Origin of the sequence: Geobacillus thermopakistaniensis (assembly GCF_000498995.1) — a bacterium.
Classification (GTDB): domain Bacteria; phylum Bacillota; class Bacilli; order Bacillales; family Anoxybacillaceae; genus Geobacillus; species Geobacillus thermoleovorans.
Window position 1 is genome coordinate 25,927 of record NZ_AYSF01000029.1, and the last position, 20,123, is coordinate 46,049.

Annotated in this window: 18 protein-coding genes and 1 pseudogene; 16 read left to right on the forward strand and 3 right to left on the reverse strand. The window is 49.1% G+C overall.

Translation table 11 applies throughout. The annotated features are described in order from the left end of the window. The first annotated feature begins 10 nt into the window (after positions 1-10). Positions 11-1,123: an IS200/IS605 family element RNA-guided endonuclease TnpB gene (tnpB, locus tag T260_RS135200; RefSeq protein WP_023633446.1), complete on the forward strand. Its 1,113-nt coding sequence runs from the start codon at positions 11-13 to the stop codon at positions 1,121-1,123. A 197-nt stretch (positions 1,124-1,320) separates the two neighbouring features. Here tnpB and T260_RS1000000140155 read toward each other — a convergent pair whose 3' ends face one another. The 3 genes from T260_RS1000000140155 to ade form a co-directional block, all read right to left on the reverse strand. Then, a complete protein-coding gene (locus T260_RS1000000140155) occupies positions 1,321-1,785 on the reverse strand; it encodes an exosporium glycoprotein BclB-related protein (RefSeq protein ID WP_231293743.1) in 465 nt (154 codons plus the stop codon). Between the two features lie 343 nt (positions 1,786-2,128). Continuing rightward, positions 2,129-3,283, reverse strand: coding sequence for a tetratricopeptide repeat-containing glycosyltransferase family 2 protein (locus T260_RS135195; protein ID WP_031212257.1), 1,155 nt, complete (start codon positions 3,281-3,283; stop codon positions 2,129-2,131). 212 nt (positions 3,284-3,495) lie between these two features. Beyond that, complete coding sequence (gene ade, locus T260_RS135190) at positions 3,496-5,229, reverse strand: adenine deaminase (protein WP_023633450.1); 1,734 nt, start codon at positions 5,227-5,229, stop codon at positions 3,496-3,498. A gap of 194 nt (positions 5,230-5,423) precedes the next feature. Here ade and T260_RS135185 point away from each other — a divergent pair, with 194 nt between their 5' ends. The 15 genes and pseudogenes from T260_RS135185 to cydS all read left to right on the forward strand — a co-directional run bounded on the left by T260_RS135185 (position 5,424) and on the right by cydS (position 19,809). Further along, positions 5,424-6,053: a YhbD family protein gene (locus tag T260_RS135185; protein WP_023633451.1), complete on the forward strand. Its 630-nt coding sequence runs from the start codon at positions 5,424-5,426 to the stop codon at positions 6,051-6,053. 5 nt (positions 6,054-6,058) lie between these two features. Then, positions 6,059-6,763: a polymer-forming cytoskeletal protein gene (locus T260_RS135180; RefSeq protein WP_023633452.1), complete on the forward strand. Its 705-nt coding sequence runs from the start codon at positions 6,059-6,061 to the stop codon at positions 6,761-6,763. A 5-nt stretch (positions 6,764-6,768) separates the two neighbouring features. Continuing rightward, positions 6,769-7,491, forward strand: coding sequence for a polymer-forming cytoskeletal protein (locus tag T260_RS135175; RefSeq protein WP_031212259.1), 723 nt, complete (start codon positions 6,769-6,771; stop codon positions 7,489-7,491). A gap of 15 nt (positions 7,492-7,506) precedes the next feature. Then, complete coding sequence (locus T260_RS135170; RefSeq protein ID WP_023633453.1) at positions 7,507-9,033, forward strand: MDR family MFS transporter; 1,527 nt, start codon at positions 7,507-7,509, stop codon at positions 9,031-9,033. A gap of 181 nt (positions 9,034-9,214) precedes the next feature. Then, complete coding sequence (locus tag T260_RS135165; protein WP_013524037.1) at positions 9,215-9,499, forward strand: RpnC/YadD family protein; 285 nt, start codon at positions 9,215-9,217, stop codon at positions 9,497-9,499. 283 nt (positions 9,500-9,782) lie between these two features. Beyond that, positions 9,783-10,110 (forward strand): annotated as a pseudogene (locus T260_RS01000000137840) (YnfA family protein). 164 nt (positions 10,111-10,274) lie between these two features. Further along, a complete protein-coding gene (gene cdr / locus T260_RS135160; protein ID WP_011231576.1) occupies positions 10,275-11,918 on the forward strand; it encodes a CoA-disulfide reductase in 1,644 nt (547 codons plus the stop codon). A gap of 234 nt (positions 11,919-12,152) precedes the next feature. Beyond that, positions 12,153-13,352, forward strand: a complete 1,200-nt coding sequence (locus T260_RS135155; RefSeq protein ID WP_011231575.1) for an NAD(P)/FAD-dependent oxidoreductase — start codon at positions 12,153-12,155, stop codon at positions 13,350-13,352. A 16-nt stretch (positions 13,353-13,368) separates the two neighbouring features. Next, a complete protein-coding gene (locus tag T260_RS135150) occupies positions 13,369-13,908 on the forward strand; it encodes a hypothetical protein (RefSeq protein WP_023633454.1) in 540 nt (179 codons plus the stop codon). Positions 13,909-13,922: 14 nt separating this feature from the next. Further along, positions 13,923-15,332 (forward strand): MBL fold metallo-hydrolase, encoded by a 1,410-nt coding sequence (locus T260_RS135145; protein WP_011231573.1) that lies wholly within the window; start codon positions 13,923-13,925, stop codon positions 15,330-15,332. Positions 15,333-15,402: 70 nt separating this feature from the next. Beyond that, on the forward strand, positions 15,403-16,425 hold the full coding sequence (locus T260_RS135140; protein WP_011231572.1) for a PAS domain-containing sensor histidine kinase: 1,023 nt from the start codon (positions 15,403-15,405) through the stop codon (positions 16,423-16,425). Beyond that, complete coding sequence (locus T260_RS135135) at positions 16,403-17,032, forward strand: response regulator (protein ID WP_023633455.1); 630 nt, start codon at positions 16,403-16,405, stop codon at positions 17,030-17,032. The genes T260_RS135140 and T260_RS135135 overlap by 23 nt, the downstream gene beginning before the upstream one ends. A gap of 316 nt (positions 17,033-17,348) precedes the next feature. Further along, positions 17,349-18,695 carry a cytochrome ubiquinol oxidase subunit I gene (locus T260_RS135130; protein ID WP_011231570.1) on the forward strand — a complete coding sequence of 449 codons (1,347 nt, stop codon included), beginning with the start codon at positions 17,349-17,351 and terminating at the stop codon, positions 18,693-18,695. Beyond that, positions 18,692-19,720, forward strand: coding sequence for a cytochrome d ubiquinol oxidase subunit II (locus tag T260_RS135125; RefSeq protein WP_011231569.1), 1,029 nt, complete (start codon positions 18,692-18,694; stop codon positions 19,718-19,720). Before T260_RS135130 ends, T260_RS135125 begins: the two co-directional genes overlap by 4 nt. Further along, a complete protein-coding gene (cydS, locus tag T260_RS1000000140715) occupies positions 19,717-19,809 on the forward strand; it encodes a cytochrome bd oxidase small subunit CydS family protein (RefSeq protein WP_013145009.1) in 93 nt (30 codons plus the stop codon). Before T260_RS135125 ends, cydS begins: the two co-directional genes overlap by 4 nt. Positions 19,810-20,123: the final 314 nt, after the last annotated feature.

A 20,123-nucleotide genomic window follows, 5' to 3' on the forward strand; every position in this document is an offset into this window, starting at 1 on the left:
AGGGAGGGCTATGCACAAAGCCTATCGCTTTCGGCTGTATCCCACCCGAACACAGGCAAAACTCCTCAACGAGACGATTGGGTGCTGCCGATTTGTGTACAATCACTTTTTGGCCGAGTGGAAGGAGACGTATGAAACCACGGGAAAAGGACTCGGCTACAACGAGTGTTCCAAACGATTGACAGCTTTGAAGAAAACCCTTCCATGGCTGAAAACCCCTGATTCAACCGCCTTGCAAAACGCACTGCAGCAGTTGGCCGAGGCGTTTGACCGGTTCTTCGAGGGAACGGCGAACGCTCCCCGCTTCAAAAGCAAAAAACACCCGAACCAATCGTACACCGCCCAGTGCAACTACCCAAAGAACGGACGCCCTACGATCGAAGTGGACGGCCATCGGTTGAAACTTCCCAAGCTCGGATGGGTGAAGTTCGCCAAAAGCCGCGAGGTGGAAGGCCGCATTCTCTCCGCCACGATTCGTCGAAATCGAGCGGGGAAGTATTTCGTCTCCATTCTCGTGGAAACGGATATTCCCCCATTGCCCCAAACCGACAAGAAAGTGGGCGTCGATTTGGGGTTGAAACAGATCGTAGTGCTTTCCACAGGCGAAACGATCGAACACCCCCGGTATTGGCGCCGGTATGAAGAAAAGCTCGCCTACTGGCAGCGGGTGATGGCTCGTCGAAAGCCAGGCGGTTCGAACTGGGAGAAAGCCCGTTTGAAAGTGGCCAAGCTTCATGAAAAAATCGCCAACTGCCGGAACGATTTCCTGCACAAACTGTCCACCCGCCTCATCCGCGAAAACCAAGTGGTGTGCGTGGAGGACTTGCGTGTTAGGAACATGCAAAAGAATCGCAAGCTGGCTAAATCCATTTCCGATTCCGCGTGGGGGAGTTTTCTTCGCATGCTCGAGTATAAAGCGACATGGTACGGGCGGACGGTGGTTCGTGTTGCGAGCACGTTTCCCTCGAGTCAATTGTGCTCGTGCTGCGGGCATCGGCACGTCGAGGTGAAATCGCTTGGCATTCGCGAGTGGGTGTGCCCCGCCTGCGGAGCCGAACATGACCGGGACCATAACGCTGCCCGGAATATTCTAAATGAAGGGCTTCGACTGCTGTCGTTGTAGGGCGGCTGAACCGTGGGACGCACGGGGATGGCTTGGCGGACATCCTGCCGCGGGGCGGGTGTTCCCAAGAATCTCCCACCTCGAAATGCGGGCGGGAGAGCGTTCAACTGAACGGAGAGGGATTATAAGGCCGCTTGTTTGCAGCGGCCTTAGTTGAGCGCTTCAATGAGCCGCAGCCTTGGTATCACAGTGAGGCGCTAACTAATCGCCACTCCTGCGCTCGCATATCCCGTGACGGAAGCGGCGATTGAAAGGCCGGAAGTGGTGATGAAAAACGCCATGAGCAGCCGGTCGCCAGTATTGACAGGCACGTTTAATCCTGTGATGATGCCGCTGGCGTTTTGGGCTAGGGAGATGGGAAAGGTGATTGATGGCGTTAATGTAATGAGCGTGCCTGGAATAGGCGAAAATACGTTGCTGGATGGAGAAGTGGCGATATACAATTGAGCGCGGATCGTAGCTGTTCCTAAAAGCGCTGTGCCTGTTGTAGCGGAAAAATTGGCTGCGACAGCAGTAATGATTCCTGAACGCGGGATGGTAAAGGAAAAATTCGATGTGCCGCCAAGGTTTATCGTTCCTCCCACTAAACTGATGCTTGAAGCAGCGTTTCCAAATCCGATCAAACTTGTGGTGTCGGCCAACCCGGCTATAGTGGCGGTCAAGACAACCGTTGTTCCTGAAGCGAATGGAATGATGGCTCCTGCTCCAGCCGGTCCCGTCGGCCCTGTGGGTCCTTGAGGTCCTGTGGGTCCAGTCGGCCCTGTAGGTCCTTGAGGTCCTGTGGGTCCGGTCGGCCCTGTAGGTCCTTGAGGTCCTGTGGGTCCTTGAGGTCCGATGGGTCCCGTGGGTCCTTGAGGTCCAGTCGGTCCTGTAGGCCCTGTGGGTCCCGTGGGTCCTGTTGGTCCGGTATAGATTTTTACAATCGGCGGCCATGTTCCGCATAAAGGGGAAAGACATTTTACTCGAATAGGACGTCGGTCAGACAAGCGGCATAACCTCCCTTCATCACGATTCATCGGTTTGGTGGAACGTGCTTTCGGCGGCGAGAATGGATTGCAGCAAACATTCGTTGTGCAAAACCGCGGGATGCTGAGGAACGTATTGTTTGGCTTTTTCGTTATGTTGGTATGCTAACTCGTACTCGCCCATGTAAAAGTGACATACACAAAGCTGCAAGTGGGGAAGCCAAGTCCAACAAGCATGATGAACAAATCCCCAGCTGTCGGAAGGCATTGTGAGCTGAGTGGCTAAATGGTACCAAAATGCGGCAAGACGATATTGCTTGCGCTGAAGAAAGTAATAGCCCAGCCGGCAGCAGCATTCAGCCCGAGGGGTATCGTATTCGAACGATCGGAGCGCATATCGCAATGCCTGTTCTTCATCACCAAGCGCATCAAAACAATCCGCTACCTTTCCGCAGGCGGCGATGCAATCTTCCACCCACCCTTTTTTTGTCTGCAAAAACTGTTCATAATACTGAATGGCCCGCTCGTATTGTTGATGGTCGAACAGTTCGTTGGCAAAGTAAAACAGATCTCTTGGGGAAAATTCTTTTCCTTGTGCCAACTGTTTCTCATAGATTTGCAAATTTCGATCTGAAGCGCAGCGGTTCGGTTGATGAATAATGGTAATATCGCTGTTGAGAATCGTTCCCCATACTTCTAGATATTCATGAACCATCCCATGCCATCGGAAGCCGCTGGATCGTTTGACGAGACGATTTCGGCGGACGCTAGAGATCGTCTTTCCATATTCATCTTGGGCAAGGCTGTAAATCATGGTGACGGAGTCGATGTCAGAAGAAAGGGTGCGCTTCAATGTGAGGAATTTGGTCTGCTCTTCTGCCGGCAAGATGTCGTCTGCGTCCAGCCAAAAAATATAGTCCATGGTGGCGTGGGAAAAGGAGAAGTTTCGCGCCGCCGAGAAATCATTGCTCCAAGGAAAGTCGATGACTCGTGCGGTGTAGGAGCGGGCGATTTCTTTCGTGCGATCCGTTGATCCTGTATCCACAATCACGATTTCGTCTACGAGATGTTGGACGCTGTCCAAACAGCGGGCAAGGACGTCTTCTTCATTTTTGACGATCATGCAAAGACTGATGGTGATCAATTTCCTTGCACCTTCCTTTCGGCCATGTTGCTGTTTCACTATATGCATCATGCGGGAACGTGCTTATGCCAATGCCGCACATGGCGCTGTGAAAATCGAGGAAAAAGGGCGGAGTGAAGAAAATCCCTTCATCCCCGCAATCAATGGGGGATGAAGGGACTGATTTGCTTCGCGGTTGACCTTAGTTGTGAATGAGCGCCCTGCTGTAAGGCGGTGCTCCCGTAATCCTCTTGCTTTGAAACGCCAGCCTCAATCGGGAGGGGTTACACCGCTTCAACAGGAATAAATTCCCATTTATTTACATCAAATAATCCTTGGTCGGTCAGCTTGAGCTCTGGGATGACCGGCAAGGCGAGGAAGGACAATGTGATGAATGGGTTGAACGAGCCATTGGCGCCGATGGCTTTAAGGGCTTTGTCAATCTGCTTCAATCCGCTTAGCACCTCGGTATAGTCTTTTCTTGTCATTAGACCGCCGATCTCAAGCGGCAGGCTGGCAAGCACCGCTCCGTCTTTGATGACCGCCAAGCCGCCGTGCTGCTCGCGGAGCTGTTCGATGGCGGCGGCGAGGTCGCGATCGTTTGTTCCGGCGGCGATGATATGGTGTGAGTCGTGCGCGATCGAAGAAGCGATGGCGCCTGCCTTGAATCCGAAGCCGCGGACGATGCCAAGGCCGATGCCGAGGCCGCGATGGCGTTCGACGACCACAAGCTTCAGCAAATCCCGCTCGATCGACGGGCAGAAAGCCCCTTCCTGGACATCAACGTCCGTGATGAGGTGGTTCGTATGCAAATGGTTCGGGATGATCTCGATGACATGGGCTTTCGTTCCTCTTTTCATCGGGATGCGAAGATCGGTTTCGTCCACTGCTTGGCAACGGATGGAGTGAAGCAATGGCTGTTCAAGGCTTTCTGCCGATCGTTCGGCCGGAAACACCGTCTGTCCATGTTGGGCCACTAGTCTTCCCGCTTTGAAGACGTGGGTGATGTTCAATGTTTCCAAATCCTCAACGAACAAAAAGTCGGCGTCATACCCCGGGGCGACAGCGCCCTTCGTCGACAACCGGTAGCACTCGGCGGCGTTTAACGTGGCCATTTGGATGGCCAGAAGCGGGTCGAGCCCGGCGCGAATGGCGAGCCGCACATTATGGTCGACGCTTCCTTCGAACCATAAGTCATCAAGATGTTTGTCATCCGTGCAAAACAGAAAGCGGCGCGCGTTGTGCTCAGTGACGGCAGGAAGAAGTTTTTCGAGGTCTTTAGCGACTGATCCTTGGCGAATGAGCACGTACATGCCGCGGCGAATGCGTTCAAGCGCTTCGTCGACGGTGACGCATTCATGATCCGTATGGATGCGGGAGCTTCGGTAGACGTTGATGGCGTTGGCATCAAGGCCGGCCAAGTGGCCGTCGATCAGGCGGTTGGCGTTTGCCGCGAGCGCCAGTTTGTCGAGCATCGACGGGTGTTGTTCCCTTAATGACGGATAGTCCATCACTTCCGCCAATCCGAGAACGCGTTCATCGTTGAAAAACGGCGCCAGTTCCGCGGCGGATAAGATGGCTCCGGCATGTTCAAATGAGGCGGCCGGCACGCACGACGGCAACATCATATACACATCGAGCGGCGTCCGTTTCGCATCATCGAGCATAAACTGGATGCCGTGGATGCCGGCGACGTTCGCGATTTCGTGCGGATCGGCGATCACCGTGGTGACCCCATGCGGGAGAACGACGCGGGCGAATTCGCTCGGGGGCACCATTGATGATTCGATATGCACGTGTCCGTCAATCAGCCCCGGGCATACATAACGCCCTTCGGCATCGATCGTTTGCTTTCCCTCATAGCGGCCAATGCCGACGATCATCCCCTCAGCAATGGCGAGATCCCCTTCGATGATTTCGCGCGTAAACACGTTGACGATTTTTCCGTTTTTGATGACGAGATCGGCCTTCGTTTGTTTTGCGGCGGCGGCGATTTGCTTCTGTAATGTCGAATGCATGTGGCTCATTCTCCTTTCTTCATGCTGCTCCTCTGATCGCCGGTGAAAGTTGGTTTCATTGTAATGAGCTAGATGGCAAGTTGTCAACCGCTTTGGTTCGTTTTTTGACATATGTATGGCACTGCTGTTTTCACACTCTTTACAACGTAACAATGTTATGTTACACTTATGGTGGTGAAGGAGGTGAGCAGCTCATGGAACAAGAATTGATTTCGAAAAAAGAACTGCTCGAGCTGACTGGCATTTCGTACGGCCAGCTGTACCGCTGGAAGCGGAAAAAGCTCATTCCGGAAGAATGGTTTATTCGAAAATCGACATTCACCGGGCAAGAGACGTTTTTCCCGAAAGAAAAAATCTTGGCGCGCATTGAGAAAATCAAAGAATTAAAAGATGAGCTGTCGCTTGATGAGTTGGCGGGCATGTTTGCGCCTGACCCGGCAGCGGTCGTCTTGACGAAAGAGGAAGTCATAAAACGTCACATTGTTTCGAATGTTGCGCTGCAATGGTTGAGCGACCAGTTGGGCGATCGCCAGGACGTTTCGTTTGGGCAGCTTCTTTCCCTTTACATCGTTGACCGGCTTCTTCGTTCCGGTGAGATCAGCATAGAAGAAGGAAAGAACATATGGATGATGTTCGAGAGTCATTATCCAAAATTGCAAGGGAAATCATGCGAGCTGGTCGTGCTTCGTAAAATGGGGGTGACGGTCTGCCTTCTGCTGGAAGAAGCGGCCGGCTTGTATGTGGAAAAAGGGGCGAAGCTCGTTGCGCGGCTGCACGTGCCAACGTATATCGAAGAGTTGAAATTGACCATTTCGGAGGGATAAAAAGGATGGAGCGGCGCGATTTAGTTATTGCCGGAACCGGGCATGCGTCCGGCGGGCTGTACAACTTGGTGAAATTGTCGGGGAATGGAAAGCTGTATGGCGACATCGATTGCCTAGAGATGCAAGTGCAAGGAAATGCGACCGTGGAAGGAAGCGTGAAAGCCAACACCGTTCATATTGCCGGGAAAGGCCATGTGACAGGTGGGATCGAGTGCGAGTGGATGAAAGTGAGCGGGAGTGTGAAAATTGGAGAACATGTGCAATGCCAGGAGGCGACGGTTCGCGGCCACGGCTTGGTGAAAGGCTCATGCACGGCGGAGACGGTTCGTGTCCATGGCGAGCTCGACGTTGGCGGTGACTGTTCGGCCGAGCGGATGGAGGTCGAAGGGCATTTCACGGTCGGCGGGCTGTTGAATGCCGGCTATATCGAAGTGAAGCTGTTTGGCCCGAGCCGCGCTAAGGAGATCGGCGGGGAAACGATTATGGTAAAGCGGCAAGGAAGTTCGCTGTTCAAAAAATGGTTTTTCCCAGCTGAGTTGACCGCCGATGTCATTGAAGGGGATATCGTTCATCTCGAGCATACCACGGCGAAAACAGTGCGCGGCAATCGCGTGACGATCGGGCCAGGATGCAACATCGAGCGGGTCGAATACCGAGAGGCATTGGAATGCGATGAAGAGGCGAAAATCGGGACGATAGAGAAAGGATGAGAACGATGGCGGTCAGAAACTTAACGATCAACGGCTCGGCGTTTGCTTCAGGCGGCACGTTCCATCACGTGACGGTCCGCGGCGATGCGACGATTCGGGGCGATGTCGAATGCGATCGCTGTAAAGTGTTTGGCTCGGCAGACATGAAAGGAGCGGTCACCGCCCGCAAGCTTCGCCTGTTTGGCCAAGCGAACATGGACGGTTCAGTGCGTGCGGAGAAAATGGATGTGTTTGGGGAAGCAGACATCCGCGGCCATGCCCATCTGCAGCATCTTCAGTTGCGAGGGATGGTGCAGGTGGAGGGGAGCGTGGAAGCGCATGCGATTCGCGGCTATGGCGAGCTGTCGGTGTCGGGAAGCTGCGAGGCGGAAACCGTTTCGTTGACAGGTGTCGTGCGAATCGGACAGACGTTGAATGCGGAGCAGGTGGAATTGTCGTTGTATTTTGCCGACAGCTCGATCAAGGAAATCGGCGGTCGGACGATTCGCATTAAACGAGGCAAAACATGGAAGGCTGTTCATTGGTTGACACGTCTTTCCCCATTGACCGCTACGTTAGTGGCAGACGCGATTGAAGGCGATGAGATTTATTTGGAACATACAAAAGCCGCGGTCGTCAGGGGCGAGCGGGTGACGATCGGCCCGGGCTGCGAGATTGGGCTTGTTGAATATCGGATGGCGTTTGCCCAAGACGAACATGCCGCGGTGAAAGAAAAAAGACAGAGGTAGAGGAAGATGAAACGGATGGAGAATACGGAAACGAAAACAGGATTGGTCGTGATCGCGCTGTTGCTCGGCATTTTTGTCGCTTCGATGGACAATACGATTGTGGCAACAGCGATGGCGACGATTGTCGCTGATTTAGGCGGGCTCAAGCAGTTTGTTTGGGTGACGTCGGCGTATATGGTGGCCGAGATGGCCGGGATGCCGATTTTTGGGAAACTGTCCGATATGTACGGGAGGAAGCGGTTTTTTCTGTTTGGGATGATTGTGTTTTTGCTTGGATCGGTGTTGTGCGGCATGGCGCAAACGATCGTGCAGCTCAGCATTTTCCGCGCCATTCAAGGAATCGGCGGCGGGGCGCTTGTGCCGATCGCGTTCACGATTATGTTTGATATTTTTCCGCCGGAGAAGCGCGGGAAGATGGGCGGGCTGTTTGGAGCGGTGTTTGGCCTGTCAAGCATCTTCGGTCCGTTGCTTGGCGCGTATATTACCGATTATCTAAACTGGCGCTGGGTGTTTTACATCAACATTCCGCTCGGGATTGTCGCATTTTTGTTGCTTTGGATTTACTATCGCGAGTCGCCGAAGCATTCGAAGCAAAGCATTGACTGGCTTGGCGTGATGACGCTCGTTCCAGCGATCGTCTGCCTGATGTTTGCGTTGGAGCTTGGCGGACAGAAGTATGACTGGGACTCGGCCGTGATCATCGGGCTGTTTTCCGCGTTCGCGTTGTTGTTTCTCGCTTTTTTGTATGTGGAAACGAAGGCACAAGAGCCGATCGTGTCATACCATATGTTCCGCGAGCGCCTGTTTGCTTCAACGACCTTGGTCGCCTTTTTCTCCGGCGCAACGTTTGTCGTCGCCACCGTGTACATCCCGATTTTTATCCAAGGGGTGACGGGCGGTTCGGCGACGAATTCCGGGCTGATTTTGTTGCCGATGATGCTTTCGACGACTGTATCGGCCCAGCTCGGCGGCTTTTTGGCTGGAAAAACGAGCTACCGCAACGTGATGTTCGGGTTTATGCTGCTGTTTGCGGCCGGGATCGGGCTGCTTGGCACGATTGATGAGCATACAACGCGGCTTACGGTGACGTTTTACATGATCATTGTCGGATTAGGGGTGGGCGCCTCGTTTTCCGTGCTCGGCATGGCGGCGATCCATCATTTTTCCGAAGCGGAGCGGGGCGCGGCCAGCTCGACGAATTCGTTTGTACGGTCGCTCGGCATGACCGTCGGCATTACAGTGTTTGGAATCATTCAGCGAAACTTGTTCACCAATCAATTGGCCGAGCAGTTTCGCGGCATGGCGCAAGGAGCGCCTGGAGCGAACATTCACGACCCGCGCGCGATGTTGTCGCCAGAAGCGCGGGCGCACATCCCGGCTCCCGTGCTCGATCGTTTGACGGAAGCGCTGGCCTCTTCGATCGCCGATACGTTTTTATGGGCGCTCATTCCGGCGGCGCTCACGATCGTTTGTGTGCTTTTGATGTCCAACGATCGGCTCGCAGCGTGGACGGGTGCGCGGGAAAGAGCAAGTGAGAAATAAGAGGGGCATGATTGGAAGAGGGATAGAGTCAATGAAGCGGACGGGTGCTCATCATGCGGTTGGGGTGGCGCCGTCCGCTTGTGGTTTATTTCGAACTTATAGGAAACGATTTTTGACATTTTGACAAGCATGTTGTTCGTTTTGCAGGATTCTCTCCTGTGGGCAGCGAAATGGAAAATGTATGATTTTGCTGGGCTTTTTTGAAACATATGTGAAGCTGTCGGAGGAAGAAGAGCAGCAACTGCAAAGAGAGGTGAAAACGATGGAAACGAAAGAAAAAGAGAAAGTGTTGGAATTGATCATTTCCTATGAGCAGAAAGGGAGAAAAGAAGGAATGAAAGAAGGAATGAAAGAAGGAATGAGGCGGCTGATTGAGACTATGGCCCGCAAAGGGATGACAAATGATGAGATTGCCCGGTTGGTGGATCTTCCGGTCGAAGAGATCGAACGGTTGCTTCGGGAATGAGCGGATGGCTTCTATTTCTGAAAATGGCGGAGTCAGAGAGAGGCAATTATATTGTCTGTTGCATCACTGTACAGATTTCAGGCGAAAACTCGGACGATAGATGCAATTGTATGCGGCTGCCAAAAGATCATGAATACGATGCCTTGCCGATGAAGGCAAGGTGTATTTTTTTGCTTTCATTGAAGTGAAAGTCGAGACAAGTGGTGTGATGGTGTTTATAGGGAATGTTGAACCATTGCAGTATAATAGGATTGTACATTCAATCGATAAGGAGATTTGCCCTATGCTTCAAGCAATCGTCTTGTTTCTTTTGGCCGGCATGGCTGAAATTGTCGGCGGTTATTTAATTTGGTTACGGTTGCGAGAAGGGAAACCGCTTTATTGGGGAATTTTTGGCGGGCTGGCGTTTGGCGTTGTACGGTGTCATCGCTACCTTTCAGTCGTTTCCGTCATTCGACCGGGTGTATGCTGCTTATGGAGGGGTGTTTATTGTTCTTTCCGTACTGTGGGGATGGCTCGTTGATCAGAAAACGTCGGATCGGTACGATTGGATCGGCGCGGCGATTTGTTTAGCAGGCGTTTCGGTGATGCTATGGGTGCCGCGCCAATAACGTTTTTTAGGAAGATGGGCAAAAATGTGATCAATATCACTGCGTTCCATCCTTATGGGCGCTATTATACATATAGGGGTATATGTTTTGCGAGGGGGTTGTTGCCCAAACTCGCCTATAGGGGGATGGACGAAACCACATCATTTTTAGGGAGGATGATGAAGATGAGAAAAATCGTCATTGTCGGCGGAGTGGCGGGAGGAGCGACAGCGGCCGCGCGCCTTCGCCGGTTGAGCGAAGCGGATCACATTGTCCTATTTGAGCGCGGCGAATACATTTCGTTTGCCAACTGCGGGCTGCCCTATTATATCGGGGGTGTGATTGAGGAACGAAGCAAGCTGCTCGTGCAAACCGCGGAGGTGATGTCCAAACGGTTCTGTTTAGATATCCGTCCGTTGAACGAAGTAACTGCCATTCACCGCGACCGCAAAACCGTTTCCGTCCGGAATGTAAAGACGGGGGAAGAGTACGAAGAAACATACGATATTCTCATTTTATCGCCGGGGGCAAAGCCTATTGTGCCACCGATTCCGGGAATCGAAGAGGCGGAAGCGTTGTTTACGCTGCGCACAGTGCCGGATACAGACCGCATCAAAACGTATATTGATGAACAAAAGCCGCGGCGTGCTGTCGTGATCGGCGGCGGGTTTATCGGGGTGGAAATGGCCGAGAATTTGATACATCGCGGCATCCATGTGACGTTGATCGAGCGGGCCAATCAAGTGATGGCGCCGATTGATTATGAAATGGCGGCCATTGTTCATGGCCACATGAGAGAGCATGGGGTGGAGCTTTTGCTGGAAGATGGGGTGCGGGCCTTGGAAGAACGCGGCCGTCGTGTCGTCTTGACAAGCGGGCGCGTGATCGAAACGGACATGATTATTTTGGCCATCGGCGTCGAGCCGGAAAGCTGGCTGGCCAAGGAAGCGGGATTGGAATTAGGGGTTCGCGGCGCGATCAAAGTGAATGAACATTTGCAGACGTCCGACCCGTCGATTTATGCCATTGGCGATGCGGTGGAAGTGAGACATTATATTCACGGTTTTGAAACGTTTGTTCCGCTCGCCTGGCCGGCCAACCGGCAAGGGCGGCTTGTCGCTGACCACATTCACGGCTTTGACGTGAAATATAGCGGCACGTTGGGAACATCGATTGCGAAAGTGTTTGAACTAGCGGTCGCGGCGACAGGGCTGAACGAAAAAATGTTGCGGGCGCTTGGCGTCCCTTATGACGTTGTGCATATTCATCCTCTCAGCCACGCCGGGTATTACCCGAACGCCGAGGTGATGACGTTCAAATTGGTGTTTGATCGCGAGACCGGGCGCATTTACGGAGCGCAAGCTGTTGGAAAAGAGGGAGTTGACAAGCGGATCGATGTGATCGCCACCGCGATCAAAGGGGGATTAACGGTTCGGGATTTGCCGGACTTGGAACTCGCTTACGCTCCGCCGTTCTCTTCGGCCAAAGACCCGGTCAATATGGCTGGGTATGTCGCCTCCAATATCATGGATGGACTTGTCGAGACGGTGCAATGGCATGAGATCGACCGTATTGTCGATGATGGCGGCGTTTTGATTGATGTCCGCACAGAGCAAGAAACGTCGCGCGGCATGATCCGCGGTTCGATTCCTATTCCATTGGACGAATTGCGTGACCGTTTGCATGAGCTCCCGAAAGAAAAACCGATTTATGTCACGTGCCAAGTCGGGCTGCGCGGATATATCGCTGCTAGGATTTTGAGGCAGCACGGATTTCGAGCGATCAATGTAGATGGCGGCTACCGGTTATACGCCGTCGTCAAACAGTAACGAATCGAACGTCTTGCCCAAAGTGGCAGGGCGTTTTTGATATACTGGTGAACTAGTGAAAACATTCGTGAGAAAAGGTTTGAAGATGTCAGAAGCAAGGAACATCTCCTTTTCCATGCTTTTCATAACAAAAAGATCAGGGAAATCCCCTATGGGTATATGAGTTGAAAATATATACAATGTAGTTAAGTTAATTAAATCAATTTGAAAACGAATACAAAGGAGTGATAAGTGATGGCTCGTGTATATGATGGAAAAGTCGTTATTGTTGGAGCAGGCTCAGCAGGGATTTCAATCGCAGCCCGTCTGTTAAGAAAAAATCGTCAATTGTACGGTCAAGTGTTGCTCATTGATCCATCAGATAAACATTATTATCAGCCACTTTGGACACTTGTTGGCGGTGGAGCAGCAAAAGCAGAAGATTCCGTTCGCGAGCAAGCGTCGCTCATTCCAGAGGGAGCAAAATGGTTGAAAGAAGCGGTCGATACGTTCATGCCAGAACACAATACCTTGAAAACGAGAGAAGGCTCAGAAGTGCGTTACGACTATTTAGTCGTAGCTGCCGGAATTGAAATCTATTGGGATCAAATCAAAGGGCTAAAAGAAACGATTGGAAAAAACGGAGTTTGCAGCAACTATTCCTATGATTACGTGCAAAGCACATGGGAGAACATCCGTAACTTCCGTGGCGGTACAGCGATTTTTACCCAACCGAGCACACCGGTAAAATGTGGAGGGGCACCTCAAAAAATTATGTACCTAGCTGACGATTATTTCCGTCAATCCGGTGTGCGCGACCAAACAAATATCATTTTCGCTTCAGGCTTGCCAAACATTTTCGCTGTAAAAAAATACGCCGATACGCTTGAACAAGTCATTCAACGAAAAAAGATCGAAACGAAATATCGTGTCGAGTTAGTTGAAATTGACGGAGAGGCGAAAAAAGCGACATTTGAACATCTCGATACGAACGAGCGCTTCACATTAAGTTTTGATATGATTCACGTTACACCGCCAATGGGATCACCAGCTTTTATTAAGAAAAGTCCATTAGCGGATGCGGCCGGATGGGTTGATGTTGATCCGTATACGTTACAACATAAAACGTATGAAAACGTATTTGGCGCAGGCGATTGTACAAACTTACCGACATCAAAAACAGGAGCGGCAATTCGAAAACAAGCGCCTGTTGTTGTTGAAAATTTGCTCGCACTCATGAACGGAAAACCGTTACAAGCTCGATATGATGGCTATACATCATGCCCGCTTGTGACCGGTTATAACAAATTAGTTTTAGCTGAATTTGATTATGATAAAAATCCCCAGGAAACGTTTCCTTTTGATCAATCGAAAGAACGGATGAGCATGTATATGTTAAAAAGAAATCTGTTACCCATTATTTATTGGAATGGAATGTTAAAAGGGCTCATGTAGGAAAGGGGGATGAACGATGTCGTTACAGCCTATATTGCAACTGCTTGAAAAGGATGAGCAACGGGAAGCGCTCCATTACTTTATTGAAAAACTCCCGCAGCTAAAAGAAGCGACAGAATCAATGGAAGAAAAAATCACATTCATCCAACATGTCATGAACGATAAACAAACGCTTGAGTCGTTGTTTGCTGAATGGGAAGCAAAAGCAGCACCGTTTCGGTTGACGTCCGAACATTTTGAAGCGATTGCAACACTCATTCAATTGTTGCCGACACTTGTACAATGGTTGCAAAAAGCAGAAGAGTTGATCTTGTTCGCTACAAGCATCATGAATGATCACGAGTCGATGGCGTATTGGACGAAAGGAATCAAAGATATTGTTCCAATTGGAAAAGGACTAAACATCTTAAAAGAAACGAACGAGCGCTTTGCTTGCGAGCGTGATTCGACAACTGTATCACTTTTACGCATATATCGTTTGTTAAAACATCCAATCGTTCAAGATGGAGTGAAATATATAGAAACGCTGCTTGATGTAGCAAGCAAACATAAATAATGAGGGGGATGCATATGTTCTTTCGTTCATTTTTTTATGAACAATTAGCTCATATGTCTTACTTAGTTGGATGCCAACGAACAGGTGAGGCAATCGTTATTGACCCAGGTCGCAGCATTGATTGGTATATCGATACAGCGAAAAAAGAAGGATTGCGAATAGTAGCTGCAGCAGAAACACACATTCATGCTGACTTCGTTTCAGGAGCCAAAGAATTAGCGAAACGTTGTGGAGCAAAACTGTATTTATCGGATGAAGGAGATGAGAACTGGAAATATCAATATTTAAATGAAGTTGATTACGAGCTTGTGAAGGAGGGAAGCATTTTTACAGTAGGAAACGTTGAGTTTCAAGTGATTCATACACCAGGGCATACACCAGAACATATTTCGTTCATCTTAACTGATAAAGGCGGCGGCGCAAAAGAGCCGATGGGCATTTTTACAGGTGACTTCGTTTTTGTTGGGGACGTTGGCCGTCCGGACCTGCTTGAAAAAGCAGCAGGGATTTTCGGCACAGCGGACATTGGCGCTCGTCAAATGTTCCAATCGCTAAAAAAATTCAAAGCGCTCCCAGATTATTTAAAAGTATGGCCGGCGCACGGAGCAGGAAGTGCATGCGGGAAGGCACTTGGTGCTGTTCCTTCTTCAACGGTTGGATATGAAAAGCTGACCAACTGGGCGCTAAAAATTGAAGATGAAGAAGAGTTTGTGAAACTATTGCTTGCAGGGCAACCGGAGCCGCCAAAATATTTTGCAATGATGAAACAAGTGAACAAAATTGGTCCTGAATATTTGAATGAAGAAGAAGTACCAGCGTTGCCAACACGTGAGCAACTCGAGGAGTATCAATCAAACGGAGTGTTTATTTTAGACGTTCGTCCGCCTCAAGAATTTGCGAATGCACATTATGCAGGGTCCATCAACATTCCTTTTAACAAATCATTTACAAACTGGGCAGGTTGGTTCATTAACTATGACCAAGACATTGTGTTGATTGCAAGTCAAGAAGATGTACAAGCGATTCGCAAAGCGCTTGCTTATATTGGATTGGACCGCATTGTTGCGTACATTGAACCAGTCGTTGCATTAAGCGGTGAAGTAGAGAGATATGAAGAAATTGATGTGCAACAATTGCGTCAATATTTACAAGACGAGCATTATCACCTTATTGATGTGCGCAATCAAGCAGAATGGGACGAAGGATATATTGAAGGGGCACAACATATTATGCTCGGCACGCTTGCTGATCGTTTAAACGAGATTCCAGAAGGAAAAACGTACATTGTTCAATGTCAATCAGGTGCACGCTCAGCAATTGGCGCAAGTATCTTACAAGCAAAAGGGGTAAAACAGGTGCTGAATTTAAAAGGTGGGTATTTAGCGTGGGTGCAAGAAAAACTTCCAATTGCCAGAAAAGCATAAGGACTGATTTCATCAGTCCTTTCTTTCAATTTTTTCTTTTGACTCCTATAATAGGGAAAGGGGGGTGAAAATGAAATTTTTGGATAGAATTTTTACTTACATTCAAGACGGGATCATTGTAATGGATCATGAGCGAACAATTGTCGAAATGAATCCAGCTGCTAAGCGACTCACTGGGTGGCAACTTGGCGAAAAAGTACCATATTGCTCGTTTTGTCAAAAGCGTGATGTACGTCAAGGTGAAGAGCGATGTTATTTAATTTCCACTGAAGAAGTGCCGTATTTTTTATCTGAAATGCCAACTTATCATGGACACTTAATTGATGTGGAAATGAGCACAGCGCTTATCCTTGAACAAGACGGTGCAAAATATTATTTGCTTGTACTTCGTGACCAAACGGTGAAGAAAAAAGAAGAAGAAGTACTTCATTCCAAATGGATGGTGAAAAAACTAACAGAAGCAAAAGAGGAAGAACATAAACGTCTCGCACAAGAATTGCACGACGGTGTTGGTCAGTCACTCTACAGTATTTCTATTGCTTTAGATAATATCATACAACGTATACAGGATGAAAAGTTACACGCATATGTCAAAGAGGTACGCGAAGAACTTTGTCGTGTCATGGAGGATGTGAAGCTATATGCGCAACAACTTCGTCCGAAAAGTTTAGACGCACTTGGGCTCATTCCGACCATTCAATCGCTCATTCATTCATTTGAATCAAAAATGCCAAATATGTCGTTTTCACTTCAAACGAATGTATACACGCGCTTGTCGCCAACAGTGGAAATTAATCTTTACCGTGTCATTCAAGAAGCATTGCATAATGTCATGAAGCACGCAAAGGCAACAGATGTATGTATAACAATCGAACGAGTGGGGCAAGAATTACACGTATCTATTAAAGATAACGGAGTTGGTTTCGAGGTTGAAGAAAAACGCGAAGGACTTGGCTTAAAACATATTCAAGAGCGTATTTCCCATTTAGGTGGAGAAACAATAATTACGTCTGCACCAATGAAAGGAACAACGATTTTTGTATGTGTACCAATAGAAGGGGGTGAAGAAGATGAAAGTGTTAATCGTCGATGATCATGATTTAATTCGCAAAGGCATTCGTCTACTTCTCGAAGGGTTTCCAGATGTTGAAGTCGTTGGAGAAGCAAGCAACGGTTGTGATGCGATTACGCTTGCGTTGAAGCATCATCCTGATGTTGTTTTGCTAGACCTTTCTATGCCGACAGGGCTTGATGGATTTACAACCGCAAAGACAATCATGGATGAACTGGATACCAAAATCGTTGTTTTAACCATGCACGATGAAGAAATATATGTGCAAAAAGCCCTTCAACATAACATTCATGGCTACTTGTTAAAAAATAGTCAAACGAACGATTTGTACAAAGCATTGAAAGCGGTATGTCGAGGAGAACGGTTTTACCGTACACATATCCCACAAGAGAAACTAGAAAAAATAATCATGGAAAAAGAACTGAGATCTCCTCTTACAAATCGTGAGCGGGAAATTGTTCGGTTGACATTTTTAGGATATACCAATAATCAAATTGCGAACAAATTAAAAATCAGTCCTAAAACAGTTGAAAGCCATAAAGCGAACATTATGCAGAAGCTTGGTATTAAGGAAAAACATGAGCTCATTCAATACGCTTTAAAAAATCAGATTGCAGATTTAGTATAATTTATAAATTTTAGTGATCATTCTATGCATGTGATTTGAGATAAGGGGTCCCGATTCTTTGCTTTTCACAATAAATATGTGAAAAATGTCACAAATTATTCGCATTTGTAAGGGATAAGACGAGGATGTTTTGTGGGATAATAAAAATGACTAGTTTGTGATATTTATCATAAAATTTGTTGTGCATGAATGTCGATGGGAGAGGATGATCGTGGGGAAACGGCAAGAAATATGGCTTGTATGGATTAGTTTTTTGGCGGCGGCAGCCGTGTTTGTTTCGTTGATCAGCCGACTATTTTCTTAGGGGGGATGAACCGTGCGCGAATACGATCCGGTGTGGTTCAGCCGCGTATTGACCGAGTTAACATTAACGTTCCATATTATTTATGCCACGATCGGCGTCGGGATTCCGCTTATGATCGCCATCGCCCAGTGGGTCGGGATCCGCAAAAACGATATGCATTATGTTTTGCTCGCCCGCCGTTGGACGCGCGGCTTTGTCATTACAGTGGCGGTCGGCGTTGTGACCGGGACGGCGATCGGCTTGCAGCTGTCGCTTTTATGGCCGCATTTTATGCAGCTGGCTGGCCAGGTGATTAGTCTGCCGCTGTTTATGGAGACGTTCGCGTTCTTTTTTGAGGCAATTTTTCTCGGTATTTATTTGTACACATGGGATCGATTCGAAAACCAGAAAAAACATTTACTTTTGCTTATTCCGGTGGCGGTCGGTTCTTCGGCGTCCGCGATGTTTATTACGATGGTGAACGCGTTTATGAACACACCGCAAGGGTTTGCGCTGAAAAACGGTGAGATTGTCAACATCGACCCGATCGCGGCGATGTTCAACCCAGCGATGCCGACGAAAGTCGCCCATGTGCTGGCGACGGCGTATATGACATCGGCGTTTGTTCTTGCTTCGATTGCTGCTTGGCGTTTGCTCAAAGGCAACAGGCACATTTATCATCGCAAGGCGCTTCATTTAACGATGAAAGCGGCGTTGATTTTTTCGATAGCGAGCGCCCTTGTTGGCGATTTGTCAGGAAAATTTTTGGCTGTCTATCAGCCGGAGAAGCTCGCGGCCGCTGAATGGCATTTCGAAACGAGTTCCCATGCGCCGCTTGTGTTTTTTGGTATGCTTGAAGAAGACGGTGAAGTGAAATACGCGCTGAAAATTCCATACGCCCTTAGCGTCCTAGCCCATAACCATCCCGGCGCCATTGTGACCGGACTGAATGACATTCCAAAAGATGAGCGGCCGCCGCTGTACATTCATTATTTATTCGATATGATGGTGGCAATTGGCGTATTTTTAATGTTGGTCGCAACGGCGTATTGGCTCGGGTCGGTTTTTCGGTGGAAATGGACGACGAAAAAATGGTTTTTTGGCCTGTTAGCGGCGGGAGGGCCGCTGTCAATGATCGCGATTGAGGCCGGATGGTACTTGGCGGAAGTCGGACGGCAGCCGTGGATTTTGCGCGGCTATATGAAAACAGCCGAGGCCGCGACATCATCTACCCATGTCGATATGATGCTTGTCTTGTTTTGCCTGCTATACCTCGTGTTAGGAATCGCAAGCGTAATAGTCCTTGTTCGTTTGTTCCGCCGCAACCCGGTTGAGCGGGAATTGGCGGAGGGCAATGGCAACGGGGAGGTGGCACTATGACGCTTGAAGTTATTGGCATTTCGGTGTTATGGCTGTTTCTGTTTGGTTATATTATTATCGCTTCGATCGACTTCGGGGCTGGTTTTTTCAGTGCCTACAGCCATTGGGCGAACAAACAGCATATTTTGCATCGCATCATTCAGCGCTACCTTTCGCCGGTGTGGGAAGTGACGAACGTTTTTCTCGTCTTTTTCTTTGTCGGCATCGTCGGCTTTTTCCCGAAGACAGCTTATTATTACGGATCGATTTTGCTCGTTCCGGCCAGCCTTTCGATTATTTTGCTTGCCATCCGCGGTTCATACTACGCGTTTCACACGTACGGGGGGACGGAGCGGAACTGGTATTTGCTCGCTTACGGATTGACAGGATTGTTCATCCCGGCATCGCTGTCCATCGTCTTGACGATTTCAGAAGGCGGATTTGCTGAAAAAAACGGAGACTCCCTGATGCTTGATTACGGCAAGTTGTTTGCCAGCCCGCTGTCATGGAGCATCGTGCTGTTAAGCGTCACAAGCGTTTTGTACATTTCCGCTGTGTTTTTGACGTATTATGCAGACGCGGCCGGGGATGAACGAGCGCGAGCGCTGTTGCGCCGCTATGCTCTTATTTGGAGCGGGCCGACGATGTTATCAGCACTGCTCATTATTTACCAGCTGCGCTACCATAATCCTGAACATTACGCAAATTTGTGGAACATGGCCTGGATGTTTGGCGTTTCTTTTCTCTTTTTTGCGCTCACCGTTTGGCTTCTTTGGCGGCAACGGCGGTTCGGCTGGGCGTTTATTGCGCTTTTGTGTCAATATGCGTTCGCCTTTTACGCCTACGGTATTTCGCACTATCCGTATTTGCTTTACCCGTATCTGACAATTTACGACGGGTTTACGAATGAGACAATGGCCATTGCGCTGATCGTTGCGTTTATTGCTGGCTTGTTGCTTTTGATTCCATCGCTCTATTTGCTGATGCGCCTCTTTTTGTTTAACAAAACGTACGTCAAAGGAAAATGGGAAGGAGGAAAAGGATGATGCAAACGTTTTTGATCACGTATGCACCGATGATTATCGTTGGACTGTCGGTCGTCGTCTCGTTCTGGGTGGGCTTGAAAGATGTGTGAGTGAATAATTGACTTCTTTCTCATACTTCTTTATCATTCTAAACCGAGAAGCCCCCACTTCCACGCATGAGCGTAAGCGGAGGATGAATCGGTATTCGTCATCGATCTCCCTCTTGCCTCCCACGAATCAAAAGGTGTAATAATGAAAGATATGTCTCAACACTTTTGGGACATACTCTTAGAAGGTAGGTGAAAAATAGCTGTCACGTGCAAATCAGCGGTATTTCGCCAAAAAAGAAAGATCGTCTCGCAAGGTTTATCTAATTGAAAAACGTCTGGGATCAGCAACCTTTTGTACTAAATCACCAGCCCTT